Annotated in this window: 12 protein-coding genes; 7 read left to right on the top strand and 5 right to left on the bottom strand. The window is 46.3% G+C overall.

Translation table 11 applies throughout. The features are described 5' to 3' along the window. Window positions 1-149: 149 nt before the first annotated feature. Window positions 150-1,226: a methanobactin export MATE transporter MbnM gene (locus JHD45_RS21390; RefSeq protein ID WP_199478625.1), complete on the top strand. Its 1,077-nt coding sequence runs from the start codon at window positions 150-152 to the stop codon at window positions 1,224-1,226. A gap of 114 nt (window positions 1,227-1,340) precedes the next feature. Here JHD45_RS21390 and JHD45_RS21385 read toward each other — a convergent pair whose 3' ends face one another. Further along, on the bottom strand, window positions 1,341-3,188 hold the full coding sequence (locus JHD45_RS21385; RefSeq protein ID WP_199478624.1) for a M3 family metallopeptidase: 1,848 nt from the start codon (window positions 3,186-3,188) through the stop codon (window positions 1,341-1,343). A gap of 369 nt (window positions 3,189-3,557) precedes the next feature. Here JHD45_RS21385 and JHD45_RS21380 point away from each other — a divergent pair, with 369 nt between their 5' ends. The 6 genes from JHD45_RS21380 to JHD45_RS21355 all read left to right on the top strand — a co-directional run bounded on the left by JHD45_RS21380 (window position 3,558) and on the right by JHD45_RS21355 (window position 13,318). Beyond that, window positions 3,558-7,046, top strand: a complete 3,489-nt coding sequence (locus JHD45_RS21380; RefSeq protein WP_199478623.1) for an autotransporter domain-containing protein — start codon at window positions 3,558-3,560, stop codon at window positions 7,044-7,046. 270 nt (window positions 7,047-7,316) lie between these two features. Then, window positions 7,317-8,693 carry an aspartate aminotransferase family protein gene (locus JHD45_RS21375; protein WP_199478622.1) on the top strand — a complete coding sequence of 459 codons (1,377 nt, stop codon included), beginning with the start codon at window positions 7,317-7,319 and terminating at the stop codon, window positions 8,691-8,693. An 89-nt stretch (window positions 8,694-8,782) separates the two neighbouring features. Beyond that, the gene (locus tag JHD45_RS21370; RefSeq protein ID WP_175365306.1) at window positions 8,783-9,277 is read left to right on the top strand and encodes an Lrp/AsnC family transcriptional regulator; all 495 of its coding nucleotides are present in this window, start codon (window positions 8,783-8,785) and stop codon (window positions 9,275-9,277) included. A gap of 142 nt (window positions 9,278-9,419) precedes the next feature. Then, on the top strand, window positions 9,420-10,901 hold the full coding sequence (locus JHD45_RS21365; protein ID WP_199478621.1) for an NAD-dependent succinate-semialdehyde dehydrogenase: 1,482 nt from the start codon (window positions 9,420-9,422) through the stop codon (window positions 10,899-10,901). A gap of 17 nt (window positions 10,902-10,918) precedes the next feature. After that, window positions 10,919-11,908: a M14 family metallopeptidase gene (locus JHD45_RS21360; RefSeq protein ID WP_199478620.1), complete on the top strand. Its 990-nt coding sequence runs from the start codon at window positions 10,919-10,921 to the stop codon at window positions 11,906-11,908. 84 nt (window positions 11,909-11,992) lie between these two features. Beyond that, window positions 11,993-13,318, top strand: coding sequence for an NAD(P)/FAD-dependent oxidoreductase (locus JHD45_RS21355; protein WP_199478619.1), 1,326 nt, complete (start codon window positions 11,993-11,995; stop codon window positions 13,316-13,318). Window positions 13,319-13,463: 145 nt separating this feature from the next. On the opposite strand, the gene JHD45_RS21350 is transcribed toward JHD45_RS21355, so the two are convergent. From JHD45_RS21350 to JHD45_RS21335, 4 genes are read right to left on the bottom strand one after another with little or no spacing between them, the layout of a single operon-like run. Next, the gene (locus JHD45_RS21350; protein WP_199478618.1) at window positions 13,464-13,871 is read right to left on the bottom strand and encodes a helix-turn-helix domain-containing protein; all 408 of its coding nucleotides are present in this window, start codon (window positions 13,869-13,871) and stop codon (window positions 13,464-13,466) included. A gap of 34 nt (window positions 13,872-13,905) precedes the next feature. Next, a complete protein-coding gene (locus JHD45_RS21345) occupies window positions 13,906-15,747 on the bottom strand; it encodes an ABC transporter ATP-binding protein (RefSeq protein ID WP_199478617.1) in 1,842 nt (613 codons plus the stop codon). Window positions 15,748-15,758: 11 nt separating this feature from the next. Then, window positions 15,759-16,628, bottom strand: coding sequence for an ABC transporter permease (locus JHD45_RS21340; RefSeq protein WP_199478616.1), 870 nt, complete (start codon window positions 16,626-16,628; stop codon window positions 15,759-15,761). Then, window positions 16,625-17,578, bottom strand: coding sequence for an ABC transporter permease (locus tag JHD45_RS21335; protein WP_199478615.1), 954 nt, complete (start codon window positions 17,576-17,578; stop codon window positions 16,625-16,627). The genes JHD45_RS21340 and JHD45_RS21335 overlap by 4 nt, the downstream gene beginning before the upstream one ends. Window positions 17,579-17,636: the final 58 nt, after the last annotated feature.

Here is a 17,636-nt window from a genome sequence, read left to right as displayed (position 1 = left end):
TAATAATTATATAAAAATTCACGTATAAAAACTGATCAATATATTCTATTAACCAAATCATCTAAAAAAACATTCTGCTACATTCACTTTTTCATCATTCGAGACTAAGCTGTATTGGGGAAGGTCCTAGATGTATTCGGCAGGGGGACATGATGAAGCGAATATTTTTGTGTGTTGCTATCGTTGCTTTATACAGCAATATTGCTGGTGCTGAAGAATATTCATGGTCTCTTCCAAGCTGGCTACCGCCACCTGACGTACCGGCAGACAACCCGATGAGCGAAGAGAAAGTGATCCTGGGGCACAGACTTTTTTTCGATGCCAATCTCTCCGGATTGGGCTATATGTCCTGCTCATCTTGCCATCATGCAGAACGCTCCTTCTCTGAAAAGCGGCGAGTTTCAGTCGGGATTCTTGGGGACTTTCACACTCGTAATGCCCAAGCCATCGTTAACTCAGCCTATATGACGACACTAACTTGGGCTGATCCGAACCAAACCACATTAGAACAACAAGCTAGAGTGCCTCTTTTTGGTCATAATCCTGTCGAAATGGCCGCCGCCCAGCACACAGAACGCATTCTATTATTCTTGCGTAACGATCCTATCTATCCACGCTTATTTAACAATGCTTTTCCACAGCAAGAAATCAGCTTCGACTTAATCACCAAAGCCATCGCCTCTTTTGAACGTACCTTAATTAGCTTTAATTCACCATACGACCAATACACTTATTTGCACAAGAAGGATGCGCTGAACGAGGCAGAAAAGAAAGGCATGTCTCTCTTTTTTAGTGAGCGAATTGGCTGTGCGAATTGTCATTCTGGCGTGCATTTTTCTGATGCAACAAAACACCCCGCCTTCCACAATACTGGTCTGTATAATCTCGATGGACGAGGAGCTTATCCAGAAGGCAACCAAGGATTATATGAAGTCACCCATAACCCTCAAGACAAAGGCCGTTTTAGAACACCAACATTACGAAATATTGCCCTTACTTCGCCTTATATGCATGACGGCTCTATCGCAACACTAGAAGATGTGATCGAACATTATGCCGCAGGTGGGCAAGCAGCGATCAAAGGTTCACCTTCTCCCTTACGTTCAGAAAAGATTCATCCCTTTAGCCTGACACAAGATGAAAAGCGCTTTTTAATTGCTTTCTTAAACAGCTTAACCGATCAAACTTATGTCGAATCGCCCTCACACCAAACACCGTTTCGTTAATATGACTAACCTTCTAATAGAAAGTATTCTATTTCCTTATTAAACGTGACCCAAAGCCCCATCAGCCCTTCAGAATACCCGTTCATTTAACGCTGAAAGGCTGACGAGTTATTATTAGCAGCCGTAATGTTCGCCGATATAAGCTTCGAATTGCTCGTATAAGTGCTGGTCTGACTCTTGGTTTGAAGCCAATTCACGCTCACCATCGACCACACGAATGCTGGCATTCAAAGATGCTGGAGCATGCAATTCACGCTGTGCAAGACGAGCCATTTTCTCTTGCTGAGCTTGCCAAGCTTGCTCAACCGTTAAATTACATTCGTCCGCCAAATATTTCGCGTTAAACCCTTCGCCAGTGAGTGCTTTAATCGTCTCATTATGAGTTTGGCTATTACCGCATTTCCAATAATGCTTGGCTAACAGTGGGCCAATTTGTGGGTTATCGCTCAGATAACCAAACTCGGATAAAAAGTAAGCACGAGTTTGGTAGACCGCCATATGCGCTAATAAATAACCATGATATGCACAGGCGGACTCATCCGAGAGCAAATGGGGAATACACAATAGTGGTCGAGGGCTGCAAACAAGCCCTAAAACTCTCTGTTCACAATCGCGAGCCAATTGGATAATACGCTCTGGTATTAACTCCTCGTCATCAAGCTGATAAAGCGCCCTTTCAAAATAGGGTACCACTAAAATACTACGCTCTTCATAGGCTTTAAAAGGTTGGCTACTGGTCACCATGGCTTTGATTACATCATCAGGAATAACATGGCCTTGTGCGTCTTTCGCATATGTTTTTAACCAGTCAGCATCGTTCAGTAGGCTATCGCAAAACATCGATTGGGTTTCCGCATAAGCCATTGAGGTTGGTGCAAACTCTTGCGAGAAACAAGGCGCATTCATTTTGACGTTAGCAAAATGTGCTGCGTGACCGCCTTCGTGAAATAAGGTATTGATGCCATCGAAGCCGCTGCCCATTTGATCTGGTTTGGCATTACTGGTGAAGTTGACTTTACTTGCTACCCATTTGCCTTGATCGTAGAAAGCCGGAATCGGCGCGTGACAGAATCCATTAGGGTATTTGCCCTTACGATCTAATAAATCCAAGGTTAACTCAGCACCGGAGTAATCAATATTAAGACGCCCAAAAGACTCTACCCAACGGCGCAGTGATTGAGAGAACGGCACATACGGATCCAACTCACGCATAGCGTCGCCTGCATAAGCGTAAGAAAAGTTATGACCTAATAGTGCAGACTCTCCCTTCTCTTCAGCCAACGTTCGTAAACTCTGTAAATGGCGATCACGCGTGCGCCGCTCAAAATCGTCTAGAATGACAAACAATTCATCACTGGACATATGCTCGCCCTTGCGGACAGAGTAATCAAAAAAGTTGTCAAAACCTAAAGAGCGAGCAAACTCATTGCGCAGTTTTACCAATTCAATAAAGCCATTTTCCAAGACCCATTGCTCTACATCCAATAAGGCTTGATGAGCACTTTGACGTACCGCTTCATTGTTATTGGTATGAATCACCGAGCGAACCGACACTAACGAGGCTTCTACCGTCTGCCCGTTTTCGTCTTGATAGGTCATCACGTACTGCTGCTTTTTCTCAAACAGTTGCGCTTCAAGTTTAATCAGCCGATCTTTTAGCGCTTGCGCGTCTGGAGAAGAAATCCCATGCGACTCAAACATCGCCAGCCACCCCTGTAATCCAGCCATGGTCTGTGCTTTTTCGTCACTGTCAGCGATGGTTTCTGCCGCAAGAAGTTGAGCCTTTACCTCATCAATACGCTTGTCATCGCTTAAAAAATTTGTCCACTTTGTTTGGGCCTGTGAGGCTCCCTCGTTATCATCGCTAATGCCCATATAAGTGTCCCAGAAGAAATCTTCTTTCACACGATGAATACTAAGATAATCTTGATTAAGCTGATTTAGATAGTCAGTTGATGTCATGGTAGTCCTTAATAAAATGTATGCATCGGTAGCTGCCGTCATGCCTCTTTTCGATTCTAGATCAAATAAACAAAACGGTACATGCACGTGACAGCCAACAGTTACCGGATATTCATTTTGACATAAAAACCAGCCTGTCGATCTTTCTAAACCACTTCTGTACCGCATTATCTTTCGGTTGATGATAAAAGACTCCACATTTTGTCATGAAATCGTCATTACTTAGCAAGTAGCATACACTTTTATTCCTTAATGTCCTGATGAAGTAGTATGCCAATGAAAGGTCAACTCCCGCGCTCCAACAGTCTTTTTTTGAAAATGCCAAAGATGCTTGGTATTCGAAGCGTAAACTCCATTAGAAAAGTGAATTTGATCAGGAAACAGATCTACACACTAAGTTCTCTACTCCTAATCGCTGCACCAGTTTCAGCCGAAAGTTTTGTTGTTCCAGGCGCCTCAGGCCAACAAACCGTCTCAGGTCAGGATACAGGGACTATTAATACAGGAGCAACATTAACGGGTGGTAAGCCGGTTATTGAGTGGAATGGCAATGCAACTGGCAAAGGCATTGTTATCACCAATAAGGGCACCATTGATGGCAACAAAGGGCGAGCCATTGATACCTCTAGCAATGCATCTGGCGCTTTTCAACTCGATAATGATAATACGGGTACCATAACGTCCAGCAAATCAGACGCTATTCGGATCAACAATCCATTTGAAAATGGCTATTTTACCATTAATAATTCTGGGACCATTACCTCTGGTGGTGGTCAAGTCCTCGACTTTGACTCGGCCACCTCAAATACAGCAAAGATTACCATCAACAATAATGGTGGGACCATTCAATCGTCTTCTTCTGATGCAATTCGCTTAGGGGCTGGTACCATTGACATCACCAATTCAGGTACGATAAAAAGCACATCGTCAGGTGATAGAGCCATCAGTTTTGATACAGACAGTAATTTCGATACCTTAAAATCACTTACTCTCACCAACCAAGCGGGTGGAGTCATTGAAGGCTCTGACGATGCATTAAAAATCAAATCGACAGCCAATAGCACTGGCTCAGCAATAGTGAACATTGACAACGCTGGCACCATCACCTCAAGCAAAAAGGGTCAGGCTCTTGATCTGGCAGACATCACGTCAACAAATGCCCAAGTTACCATTACCAACCGAGCAGGTGCGACCATTTCAGCGGCTAATAATAATGCCATCAAGGGAGGTAAAAACACCACCATCAATAATAGCGGCACCATTTCTTCCTCTTATGCGGATGGCGACGCCAGCAGCCAGAATAATTCCGCTATCAGAATCGATGGCGGTGATACAGGCGCCTTCAGTGCCACCATTACCAACCAATCCAGTGGCGTTATTTCAGGCGCCTATCACGGTATCAAGGCATCGGGATTAGAAGACAACTTAACTGTGGTCAATCAGACTGGTGGAACCATAATCGGTAAAAACGGCTCTGGGGTGAACTCCAATGGTACAGGTACTGTGACCAATTACGGTGAAATCACAGGATCGTTTGATAACGCGGCCACATTTGGCGACGGCGATGGTATCGACTTCGACAAGGCTGGCACCATCAATAACTATGGCACCATAAAAGGCTTAGGCTCCAAAGGTGTCAAGGATGGGGAAACCAAAACAAGTACCAGCGAAGCCATTGCCATCGGTGGCGGCACTATTATCAACGGTACAGCGGACAACACCAGCGCCCTAATTTCCGGCGCTAATAATGGTATTCTCGATGACAATAGCGATAACGGCGATGCCTTCGAAGCTCTGTCTGTTACCAACTATGGCACGATTACAGGCCTCGATGGATTTGGTATTAAGATGGTCAACTCAGCCGGAACATTCGCTAATACCATCATCAACTATGGTACTATCACCGGCACAAACTTTGCCGTTGCAATGGGAAATGGTGATGATACATTCGTCTACCAAGATGGCAGTTCCGTCACTGGCAACGTAGACGCTGAGGGCGGCACCGATACATTCAAGCTAGGGGAGAAAGCAGGCGCTTTTGATCTGTCCTTACTCGGTAATACTGCGACCTATCAAAACTTCGAATTATTAACCTTTGCTAGCGACTCCACTTGGACACTGTCAGGGCAAAGTGATTTTTCCGGCAACACTAACATCACAGATTCAGCCACCGTCACTTTAAATAATGCTTCTTTAGCATCCTCTTCTGTTTCACTCACCAACGGCACGTTAACAGGAACGGGGACCGTGGGTTCAAGTGTGATCAATAATGGCGGCATCCTAGCTCCGGGCAGTTCGGCCACGCCAGGTACTCTAAACATAAAAGGCACAGCCGATTTCAAATCGGGTTCGACTTACCTAATTTATGTCACACCGCCTAACAATGTCAGCCAACTCACCGCAACAGATAAGATAAACATTGATAGTGGCGCAAAAGTAACTATCAAGGCTCAAAATGCCACTTATGAGAAGAATAAAAGCTACGAAATTATGCGTTCCGATGTCGGTATTACAGGTAAATTTTCAAACAAAATAGACACCGACGCCGCCTTTCTCAAACCCGTACTCGACTATCAAGACAAGCAAATAAACCTAACCTTAGTCTACGATGATGGTTCCAGTTTTGTATCCTATGCCAATACGCCCAACCAAAAAAGTACAGCCGGTGCAGTACAATCGCTGGGGCAAAACAACTCAGTGTTTGACGCCTTTATCGCGTTGAAAAAAGCCGATGTTGCGACAGCCTATAATGCGGTATCTGGCGAAGCCCAAGCCTCAACAAGCTCTGCTATTGCTCAACAAAGCAGTAGCTTGCGTACCGTCGTTAATACGCGAATTGCAGCACGCACCTCGTCTGATCGCTCATCATCCCTCGCTGAGCGCCGACTCAGAGCACTTAGCCATATACAACTAGCCTACGCCGAGCAGGTTGACTACGCAGCGCAAGTCACTTCTGGACAAGAAAAATTTCACCCAAAACCAATCAACGTTTTTGCGTTAGCCAATAACCTTGAGAAAGCGCCACTTTCTTCATCCTTTTGGGTACAAACCTATGGTGGTTGGAATCACACCAATGGTCAAACCAACGCCGCAGACATCAAAAGCCGAGTAGGAGGAGTGGTAATAGGCACAGACGGTCTGATCGGCAAACAAACTCGTCTTGGGGTGTTCACAGGTTACAGTCAAAGTACCTATGATGTTGATGCACGATCCTCTTCCGGCAAAATACACACTTATGATGTGGGAACCTATGCCAGCACAGGCTGGGGAGCCTGGTCAGTAAACGGCGCATTCTCCTATTCTTTACACCATGTTAACAGTACACGCCACGTTACTTTTTCAGGCTTTGACGAAAACATTAAAGGGGATTATCGCTCTGGTTCCTTTCAAACCTTTGGCGAAACTCGTTACCGTTTTACCTTCAGTGATGTCAAAATTGAGCCCTTTTTAAGTGCTGCCTACGTACACATGGGATCAGCCAACTTTACTGAAACAGGAGGCTCATCGGCATTGAAGGTATACAATCCACAGGACGATAATTATTATACGACACTGGGTTCTCGCCTATTTAATACCACAAGCTTTAATGAACACAATTTAACATCCTACTTAACACTTGGCTGGCAACACGCTTATGGTAATTTATCCTCTTCTTCTACCATGCGATTTGCCAATTCAACGGCAGAGTCAAGCTTCCAAGTCTATGGTCCTGCTGCCGATCGTAATACAGCACTTCTCAACGTAGGCTTCGATTACGGCCTATCAAAAAGATCCTCTATCACACTAGACTACGGCGGTAAATTCTCTTCTCACTCTACGAATACCGTTGTTTCAGGGAAATTTTCCATGGCGTTTTAAAACCTAGTCCTTTCAAACAGTGAGTCTATTAGAGGCCTTTGCACGAAATCACGAGCAAAGGACTCTATTCCTCTTTGTATATGGCCAATCTAATGCATGAGTCTACAAAGATATTACACAACTTATCGACATAGGAAACAGACAAAACAATATTCCGAATCCCCTTTGAATTCGTCACATCTGCCTTGTCGAACACAGTCGACTCAACATAATAAACTGGACTATTAGCGCTACCATAAGGATTACTTTTCGATAAATGGCGGATTAACCATGAATGATGAATCTTTAGTTGCTTTAGACAGACAACACCTTATCCATCCTGTGATCAATTATCATGCCCATGAAAAACGTGGCGTCACCATACTTGAATCAGGCAAAGGCGCGTATTTAACGGATAGCCAAGGCAATGTACTGCTTGATGCGTTTTCGGGTCTTTGGTGCGTCAATACGGGCTATGGACAAGACAGCGTTGTACAAGCTGGCGAAGCACAAATGCGCAAATTGCCTTATGCAACAGGATACTTTCATTTTGGTTCCGAGCCTGCTATCAAGCTCGCTGCCAAATTGGTAGAAATCACCCCAGCCTCCTTGCAGCATGTTTACTTCACCATGGGCGGGTCCGATGCCGTCGACTCTGCGATTCGTTTTATCGTTAACTACTACAACTCCACTGGCCAATCCAAGAAAAAACACTTTATCAGTATTGAACGCGGATACCATGGTTCATCGTCACAGGGGTCAGGCTTAACGGCTTTGCCTGCGTTTCATCGTCACTTCGATGTGCCTCTGCCTACTCAACACCGTATTCCTTGTCCTTATGCTTACCGCAGTTCACAAGATACAAGCCCTGAAGGTATTATTGCTGAATCTGTTGCGACACTAAAAAGCAAGGTGGAAGAACTAGGCGTCGACAATGTGGCGGCCTTTTTCTGTGAGCCAGTGATCGGCTCTGGCGGCGTCATTGTGCCACCAAAGGGCTGGCTAAAAGCCCTACAAAACTGTTGCAACGAACTCGGCATTTTGTTCGTGGTAGACGAAGTCATTACCGGTTTTGGCCGTACCGGCACCATGTTTGCCTGTGATGCAGAAGATGTCACACCCGATTTAATGACTATGGCAAAAGGCCTCACCGCAGGTTATGCACCTATGGGGGCGGTGATGATGAGCGATGCGGTTTATCAGGGCATTGCTGATGGCTGTGGTCCAGATGCGCCCGTTGGTCACGGTTATACCTATTCAGCTCACCCTGTCAGTGCCGCCATTGCGCTGGAAGTGATTCGACTTTATGAAGAGGGTTTATTAGCGAATGGACAAGCCGTCGCTCGCCATTTTGAGGCAGGGTTAGCGGCCATGCTTGATCATCCACTGGTAGGCGATGCCCGTAGCCGAGGTTTACTCGGAGCGCTCGAACTGGTTGCGAATAAAAACAGCAAAGCACGTTTTGATCCAGCACTGAAATTATCTGAACGCATTGCCACAGCGGCCTACAAAAATGGCTTAATTTTTCGTGCCTTCACTGATAACGTTCTTGGCTTTGCGCCAGCGCTGTGTTATACAAAAGAGGATTTTGATATTTTATTTGAGCGCCTAAAACGCACACTTGATGAGGTGTTAGAGCAACCCGACGTACGTCTTGCTTTGGGCTGAAAAAATCGCGGTGCATCAGTAGATGACGCACCGCGAACAACTTGCTAGTATCTCAAGAGTATAAATACCTAAAATGACTGGAGATTTTAATGAATTGTGCGCCGAAATTGGATCGTATTGATATTCGAATATTGAGCCATTTACAGCGCAACGGTCGAATTTCCAACGTCAATCTAGCCGACGCCGTCGGTTTATCTCCAAGCCCTTGCCTAACCCGAGTCAAACGCTTAGAAAAAGCAGGCTACATCATGGATTATGGCGCTCATATTCAGCTAGAAAAACTGGGGACAGTACAACGTGTTTTCACTCAAGTGACGCTAACGGACCACAGACCGGATCATTTTGCGCAATTTGAAGCCTATATTCGCAAAGTCGACGAAGTGCAAGAATGTCACTTAGTCAGTGGTGGATTTGACTATCAGCTCACCTTCCTTACTCGCAATGTTGTGCACTATCAAACCGTCATGGAAGATCTGCTCGATAAGAATATTTTTATCGACAAATACTTCAGCTATATTGTTATCAAATCCCCTATTGTTAAAAAGTATTACCCTATTGATAAGCTGTTTAGCCCAACGGAATAATCACCACGGCATAAGCTTCTGAATCTTCATTTAAAAACACGTATTCCTGCGATTTGCAGTGTGTATTAGGCACATTTCCCTGCATTCACTCATCTACAATAGAAATTCGTATTTACCATAATATCTATGAGGTAGCAGGCACATGATTTTGACTCTAAAACGTCCCGATCTCATTCGTACAGAGAACTTTATCAACGGGCAATGGCAACCAAGTAACCTGAACGAATCTTACTCAGTTAATAATCCTGCTACAGGCCAAAACTTTGCACAAGTCGCCAATAGCACGGCTCAAGACGCCACTCTAGCCACCAAAGCCGCCTACGAGGCGTTTGAAGATTGGCGCAATCAAACCACCAAAGTACGCTCACAATTTTTACTCCGCTGGCATCAATTGATTCTCGATAACGCGGAAGATTTAGCTAGATTGATGTCTCTTGAACAAGGTAAACCACTCGCCGAGGCCCGTGGCGAAGTCGCCTATGGGGCTTCCTATGTTGATTGGTTCGCGAGTGAAGCACTACGCACTTATGGCGATATTATTCCCGAAACAGTTCCCGGCAAAAAACGCTTGGTCGTCAAAGAAGCCGTTGGCGTTGTGGCAGCAATCACTCCTTGGAACTTTCCTCTGGCGATGATTGCTCGTAAAATCGCCCCAGCCCTTGCCGCTGGCTGTACCGTCGTGGCCAAACCTGCCGAAGACACACCATTAACCGCCCTTGCCCTAGTGGCACTGGCTGACGAAGCGGGCTTACCTGCTGGTGTCTTGAATATCGTTACCTCATCTCGTGATCGAGTATCGGATGTAGTCGGCGCTTGGCTGGAAGACGCTCGCGTGCGAAAAATCACTTTCACTGGCTCCACCGCAGTGGGCAAATTGCTCGCACGGGAAGCCGCCGCCACCCTCAAACACCTTTCTTTAGAGTTAGGTGGCAATGCGCCCTTTATTGTTTTCGAAGACGCTGATATTGACGCCGCTGTAGAAGGCCTTATGGTATCGAAATTCCGTAATGGCGGGCAAACCTGTGTCTGCCCAAATAGAGTGTATGTTCACAATCGCGTATACGATGCTTTCGCCGACAAATTGGTGACCCGTGTTGCCGCCCTGCACGTTGGCCCAAGTGATAGAGAAGAGAGCCAAATCGGCCCGATGATAAACGAGAGAGCCGTAGAGAAAATTGAACGTCATGTGCAAAATGCCTTACAGCATGGTGCGACCATTCTAACGGGTGGTAAACGCGTCCAAAATGACATCGCTTGCGGGCCTCACTATTACGCGCCAACCGTGTTAGCTGATGCGAATCATGATATGGAGCTAGCCCACGAGGAAACCTTTGGTCCTGTTGCGCCGTTGTTTCGTTTTGAAAGCGAGGAAGAGGTTATTCAGGCGGCCAACAATACTCCGTTTGGTTTGGCGGGTTATTTTTATTCGAACGATATTAAACGTGTCTGGCGTGTGGCGAACAAGATGCAAACGGGCATTGTCGGCATCAACGAAGGCGCTATCACCTCAGAAACCGCGCCATTTGGCGGGGTAAAAGAATCGGGTTATGGCCGTGAAGGGTCACGCTATGGCCTAGACGACTACATGGAAATGAAATATCTCTGCCAAGGCAACTTAAGTTAACTATAGAGGCGTTTTAAATGAGTAATCATGATACCCACTCGGTCTCTGACACCTTGTCAGAGTACCCCATTGAAATCGATTTCCCTGACATCACCCCTTATGCGGAGGGTAATAGTGGCATTCCCTATCTTTATTCCTTCGATAGTGGAAAAGCTGGGCCACATGTCATGATCAATGCCATTGTTCATGGCAATGAAGTGTGTGGCGCCATTGTGGTAAAAGAACTCATCGATCTGGGTATAACGCCCCGTCAAGGCCGGCTCACCTTGTCATTTGCCAACGCGGCGGCGTACCTCAACTTCGACCCAAACCAACCTGATGCATCACGGTTTGTTGATCAAGACCTTAATCGTGTCTGGACCAAAGAGATACTGGACGATCTCAGCCGTGACTCCTCTGAGTTACGCCGTGCACGCGAATTACGTCCCATCATAGACGAAGTCGATTTTTTGCTGGATTTGCATTCAATGCATGAAAAATGCCCGCCACTTTGTGTGTGCGGGCCATTAGATAAAGGGTTAGCCCTGGCCCGTGAACAGCGCTCACCCGCTTGGGTGATTCGCGATGAAGGTCACCCAGAAGGCTGTCGCCTGCGAGACTATACTGATTTCGGTGACCCAAACAGCGAAAAAAATGCCCTCTTGGTAGAATGTGGCCAACATTGGGAAGCCTCAGCGGTGACGGTCGCTCGCGATGTGACGGCACGTTTTCTGCTCTTACATAATGTTATTCAAGAAGACGATTTACCCGCCAGCTGGTACCAACCCGTTGAACCCACCATGAATATTGTGAAGGTCACAGAACCTGTCGTGGCTTCCAGTATGGATTTTCGCTTTGCCGCTCCTTACACCGGGTTAGAAACCTTTGCCGAAAAAGGCAGCGTGATCGCCTGGCGCGATGGCAAAGAAATCCGCACACCTTACGATAATTGTGTACTGGTCATGCCATCACTAAGACAGTTACGCCCTGGTGTTACCGTTGTTCGTTTTGGCGAACTGTGCGTTTAGAGAAATGGTAAAAAATACATACTGAGACCGTTGCACGAGGTTACAAGCAAAGGTCTCATACTAATACACGGCAAGGAGAACCAAATGCCCGCTCCCTTAATATGCATTCCATCAACACCAGAATTGCCTGAAAGTGCCGACGCCGTTGTCATCGGTGGCGGTATCGTGGGCGTCTGCGCTGCCTATTTTATGGCTCGACAAGGTATGAAAGTCGCCTTAATTGAAAAAGGCCGAATTGGTGCAGAACAATCCAGTCGTAACTGGGGCTGGTGTCGCCAGCAAAACCGTGATGCACGGGAGCTTCCATTGGCCACCAAGAGCCTCGACCTTTGGGAGGAAATAACGGCGGACATCGGGGAAGATTTAGGCTTTAAACGTTGCGGCCTTCTCTATTTATCCGACAATCAAGCCGAGATAGACGGCTGGAGCAAATGGCGTGACTTTGCCAAAGGCGAAGGTGTCATCACCCACATGCTAAGTGCGAGTGAAGCCACAGAACGTGGCGAATCCACCTACAAGCAATGGCTGGGCGGTGTTTTTTCACCTTCTGACGGTATTGCCGATCCATCCAAAGCCGCACCATTGATTGCCAAAGGCATATTGAAGCACGGTGGCAGCATTCATCAATTCTGCGCAGCTCGTGGGATCGAAACACAGGCAGGTAAAGTCTCTGGTGTTATCACAGAAAAAGGAGTGATCAAAACGTCCCAAGTGGTCATGGCAGGAGGGGCCTGGGCGTCATCTTTTTGCCATCAATTGGGCATTCGCTTCCCGCAATCGGCAGTGCGCTCCTCCGCTCTTTCTCTCATGCCGGGCGCCAAAGGCATTCCCAGCGCGTTACATACTTCAGAGATATCGATCACAGGACGTAGTAATGGCGGTTATACCTTAGCGATTTCTGGCTTCGCCAATGTGGATATCACCCCCCAACAATTACGTTTCGCATCCCATTTCATTCCGATGTTTGCAAAACGCTGGAAAGCGCTCTCACCTGGTGATTTACAAGCTTGGCAAGCCGGCCACGAGACCCGCAAAAAATGGGCACTGGATAAACCCACACCAATGGAAAAAAACCGCATATTAGATCCTACGCCCTCAAGAAAGATGATCGAACTCACCCTCGCTCGCGCACGTAAAATGCTACCGGAATTGACAAATATTCCCGTGCAAAATGCCTGGGCAGGCTACATAGACAGTACTCCAGATGGGGTGCCAGTGATCGATCAGGCGAGTAACTTATCTGGCTTTTTGATTGCGGCCGGCTTTTCAGGACATGGTTTTGGCATTGGGCCTGGCGCTGGGCTGTTAATTGCACAAATGATCGCTGGCAAAAACACCTTTGTAGAAAACAAGCAATATCAACTTAGTCGATTTAATAAAAGCACATGGGGCAAAGTCTCTGAGTTTTAGCCTCAATTATTCACTTAATACGTCCTACAATAAAGCCTCTTGGGTTTCCCCTCAAGAGGCTTTATTGTATGCAGATAGTGGATTTGGATTGATCGCAGCGGGCGAAATATTAGGAGGCTGATCAATAACTCGGTTCATATAAGCATCAAGGTTTATAAAATTGCTCACGATACTGGCTAGGGGTCACACCACATAGACGTTTAAAGTGTTTCGCCAAATGGCTTTGATCAAAAAAGCCAACAGCACTGGCAATGTCTGTTGGCCGTTCCCCTTGCTTCATTAAAGACTGAGCATTTTTAATGCGTACCAAGCAAACGTATTGATAGGGAGACACGCCTACTTGCTGGCGAAACTGCTTGGCTAAACTATAGCGAGTTAAACCAACCAAGGCACCTAACGTATCAAGATTAATCGACTCCCTGTAGTGCTCCTCAATATACAGCTTAACCCGCGTAATCGCCTGAGATATGGCATGACTTACTTGCCATACTGAAGACGGAGACACCACTGTCGATACCGATACCTTATTTATCCTTACGCTTCCTTCGCCCATAACCACTCTCCGGACTCTTTAACACCGTTTTTCATCACACGCTTTGTAACTGTGAGATAGGTTGCTCCTCTACTTCAAGCGCTTGAGATTTTTTGTTTGAAAATGAATGATGGCAAAATATTTGATTTCCTTTTTCAAGTTTTTTTCGATCAGGAATAACCTGATTGCATTGTCCATCAATACGTACAGAACAGCGATCCAAAAAGGGGCATAACACTACGTCCGCTTTTATTGGCGCTATCTTGGGTAAGGTTTCGTGATTGGCTCCCGTCGATTCCAGCCAGCCCTGCTTCATTTCGGGGACAGAGTCGATCAGCAACTGGGTATAAGGGTGGAATGGTGGCCGTTGGAATGATTCCCCTGCCCCTTGCTCCACTTTGAAACCAGAATATAAAACCACTACCTCATCACAAATGGCTTGCACCATACTAATGTCATGACTGATAAATAAATAAGACACGTTAAGCTTTTTCCTTAAGTCTGCCATTAACTCAAGAATGGCCGCCCCAACCACCGTATCCAATGCTGATGTCACTTCATCACATAGTATGATGTCCGGTTCTGCCGCTAAGGCCCGCGCTAAATTGATCCGCTGTTTTTGACCACCAGACAATTCTGTTGGACGACGTTTCGCAATGCTGTCTGGTAAGTGCACAAGAGACAACAGTTCGGCAACGCGATCACGTCGTTTCTGCCCTTTCATACCGTGATAAAAGCTCAATGGACGAGCCAGAATATCTTCAACCGTATGCAGAGGGTTTAACGCAGTATCGGCATTTTGAAATACATACTGGACACGACGCAATTGTTCTCGGGTGCGACCCGATGCAGACGCATTGAGCGCTTCACCATCTAAGTAAATATTACCGAGACTGGGCTCGACAAGACCCACAATACTTCTTGCCAAGGTTGTTTTACCCGAACCGGATTCCCCTATCACCCCGACAGTTGAACCGCGACGAATCTTCAGATCGATGTCTTGCAGTACTCGCTTACCTTTTTCAAAACATACTTCGAGATTACGTACTTCTAACAATGGCGTACTTGTCTCTAAATCCATTATATTTTGCGAGACAGTATCCTGACGAGATTCAGGTTTCATTGCCGATAACAGACTTTTCGTGTACTCGTGCTTTGGCTCAATTAACAGATCTTTCGTCAGACTGTTTTCTTGAATTTCACCGTTTTTCAGCACCACAATACGGTCTGCCATTTGTGCTACAACCGCTAAGTCGTGAGATACGTAAACCGCTGTGGTATTACGCTCACGCACCACTTTTTTGAATGCCCTCAATACTTCGATTTGCGTGGTAACATCCAATGCAGTGGTTGGCTCATCCAGAATCACCAAAATAGGGTCGGTAATCAGCGCCATTGCCGCCATTAAACGCTGTAACTGCCCCCCAGACACTTGGTGCGGATAACGCTCACCAATATGTTCAGGGTCAGGTAAAGCCAATTCACGAAATAAACCAATGGCTTTTTTCTCGGCCTCTCTACGACTACAAGTTTTATGAATCATGGCACTTTCAATGACCTGATTCATGATGGTGATGGCAGGGTTAAAAGCAGCTGCGGCGCTTTGTGCAATATAAGACACCGTTCGACCGCGTACTTTTGCTAACTTTGAAGGAGACAGCGTCAACAGATCGGTCCCATCAACATGCACTGAACCACCGACAATATGGCAGCCACTACGGGCGTACCCCATTAACGATAAGGCAATGGTCGTCTTACCAGAACCAGACTCACCAATTAGCGCCAGCACTTCGCCTTTATGCAAACTGAAATCGGCACCATGCACGATAGGAACATCCACGCCAGCTCCCGTTCGCACGGCAACTTGTAAACCACATACTTTTACTAACTCAGTCATAACGACTCCCCTCAATGTTGTACCGATTTACTGCCAATACTGTCGATGAGCAAATTAACGCCAATCGTCAACGTGGCAATGGCAATCGCTGGCATAATGACCGCTGGAGCCCCACTACTTAGACCACCTATATTTTCTCGCACCAATGACCCCCAATCCGCTTCAGGTGGCTGAATACCCAGACCTAAGAAACTCATAGCACTCAACAACAAAACAATGAAAACAAAGCGCAACCCAAAATCGGTCAGCACAGGGCGAAACATATTCGGCAACACTTCTTTAAAGATGATATAGGGCATGGACTCTCCACGAAGGCGCGCCACTTGTACATAATCCAGCGTCATCACATTGACCGCTAGAGAACGCGCAATACGAAAGCTGCCTGGCATATAAGCAATGGCGGCGGTTAAAATTAGAATCGGTACAGAAGAACCAAACGATGCCACCATAATCAAAGCAAACATTTTACTGGGTATGGAAATCAGCGCATCTTGGGTTCGGCTAATCGTCATATCGACCCAGCTGGTGGCAGCGGCTGCCACCAGCCCTGAAATCACCCCAGCCAAACAGGCCGCGACGGTAGCCGCTAGAGCAACACCTATAGTATAGGGGGTGCCCGCTAAAACCCGACTAAACATATCCCGTCCCAAATAATCTGTCCCAAAAAAGTGCTTCATACTCATCGGGCCAAACACCGTATTACTAACAAAATCATTAGGGGGATAAGGCGAAAGCATCGGACCAATAACCGAAATCACTAACCAGAACCCGACTAAGATCAGGCCGATCAAACCACTGATCGAACGAACATGAAAACGTGAGGAAAAAGAGGCTTTCTGTGTCGGTTCAGCTGCCGTAACAGAAGAAGTATGTGTATTCATTTTCGTAACCTCGGATTGGAAACAATTTCGCTAATATCCGCCATTAGCACCATGACCAGATACCCAAAACAGAACAACATGGCACAGGCTTGAATCAATGGCATATCCCTTGAACTCACAGCATTGAGCATCAGAGTGGCAATACCAGGGTAATTAAAAATGGACTCAACAATGATAACGCCACCTAAAAGGTAGGACAGACTCAAGGCGATAGCATTTGCAATGGGCCCAATGGCATTAGGCAAGGCATGCCGTAGTACCATACGAATGGGACTCGCCCCCTTTAACAATGCCATTTCAACATATGACGAACTTAACTGATCAATTACTGCTGCACGGGTCATACGTGCCATCTGAGCAACCAAGACACTGCACAGAGTCAACACAGGCATGGCAAAGACTTTCAGCATTTCACCAAAGGTATGCGCATTCTCTATATGAGACAAAGCAGATAACCAGCCAAGTTTTACCGCAAAAATAAGCACTGCGATGGTCGCAATTAAAAACTCGGGCACAGAGACAGCACATACCGCCAGAATATTGATATAACGATCAAACCACGAGCCGCGATACATGGCAGAAACAATACCAATGAACATGGCGACAGGCACAGATACCAAGGTTACAAAGGCCGCTAAAAGAAGCGTATTGGGTAAACGAGACCAAATTAACTGCGAGATAGGAATACCGTTGACCATTGATGTCCCCGCATCCCCTACCAGCATCCCGCCTAACCAGTGAAAATAACGCACGTAGAGGGGGAGGTCTAACCCCAATTTGGCCCTTAAAGCATCCAGAGTCTGTACTGTCGATGCTTGACCTAATAGCTCTTGGGCAGCATCACCGGGTAATAAATTGGTAATAAAAAAGACCACTAATGAGACGATCCATAAGGTTAATATCCCCAATCCAATTCGATTAATGATAAGCCTTAAAACGGTTTTATTCATGGTTCACCTTTTGAGCAGAGCGTTGCGGCCTATTGCCGCAACGCTAGTGTGGTTAAGA

The sequence above is a fragment of the Marinomonas spartinae genome (genome assembly GCF_016461715.1).
In the GTDB taxonomy this organism is placed as follows: Bacteria; Pseudomonadota; Gammaproteobacteria; order Pseudomonadales; family Marinomonadaceae; genus Marinomonas; species Marinomonas spartinae_A.
This window is presented reverse-complemented; position numbering and strand designations above follow the sequence as displayed.

Bases quoted from the DNA above. Each gene is read 5' to 3' on its own strand.
- JHD45_RS21390 (WP_199478625.1), top strand. From the start codon at position 150: ATGATGAAGCGAATATTTTTGTGTGTTGCTATCGTTGCTTTATACAGC.
- JHD45_RS21385 (WP_199478624.1), bottom strand. From the start codon at position 3,188: ATGACATCAACTGACTATCTAAATCAGCTTAATCAAGATTATCTTAGT.
- JHD45_RS21375 (WP_199478622.1), top strand. From the start codon at position 7,317: ATGAATGATGAATCTTTAGTTGCTTTAGACAGACAACACCTTATCCAT.
- JHD45_RS21370 (WP_175365306.1), top strand. From the start codon at position 8,783: ATGAATTGTGCGCCGAAATTGGATCGTATTGATATTCGAATATTGAGC.
- JHD45_RS21365 (WP_199478621.1), top strand. From the start codon at position 9,420: ATGATTTTGACTCTAAAACGTCCCGATCTCATTCGTACAGAGAACTTT.
- JHD45_RS21360 (WP_199478620.1), top strand. From the start codon at position 10,919: ATGAGTAATCATGATACCCACTCGGTCTCTGACACCTTGTCAGAGTAC.
- JHD45_RS21355 (WP_199478619.1), top strand. From the start codon at position 11,993: ATGCCCGCTCCCTTAATATGCATTCCATCAACACCAGAATTGCCTGAA.
- JHD45_RS21350 (WP_199478618.1), bottom strand. From the start codon at position 13,871: ATGGGCGAAGGAAGCGTAAGGATAAATAAGGTATCGGTATCGACAGTG.
- JHD45_RS21345 (WP_199478617.1), bottom strand. From the start codon at position 15,747: ATGACTGAGTTAGTAAAAGTATGTGGTTTACAAGTTGCCGTGCGAACG.
- JHD45_RS21340 (WP_199478616.1), bottom strand. From the start codon at position 16,628: ATGAATACACATACTTCTTCTGTTACGGCAGCTGAACCGACACAGAAA.
- JHD45_RS21335 (WP_199478615.1), bottom strand. From the start codon at position 17,578: ATGAATAAAACCGTTTTAAGGCTTATCATTAATCGAATTGGATTGGGG.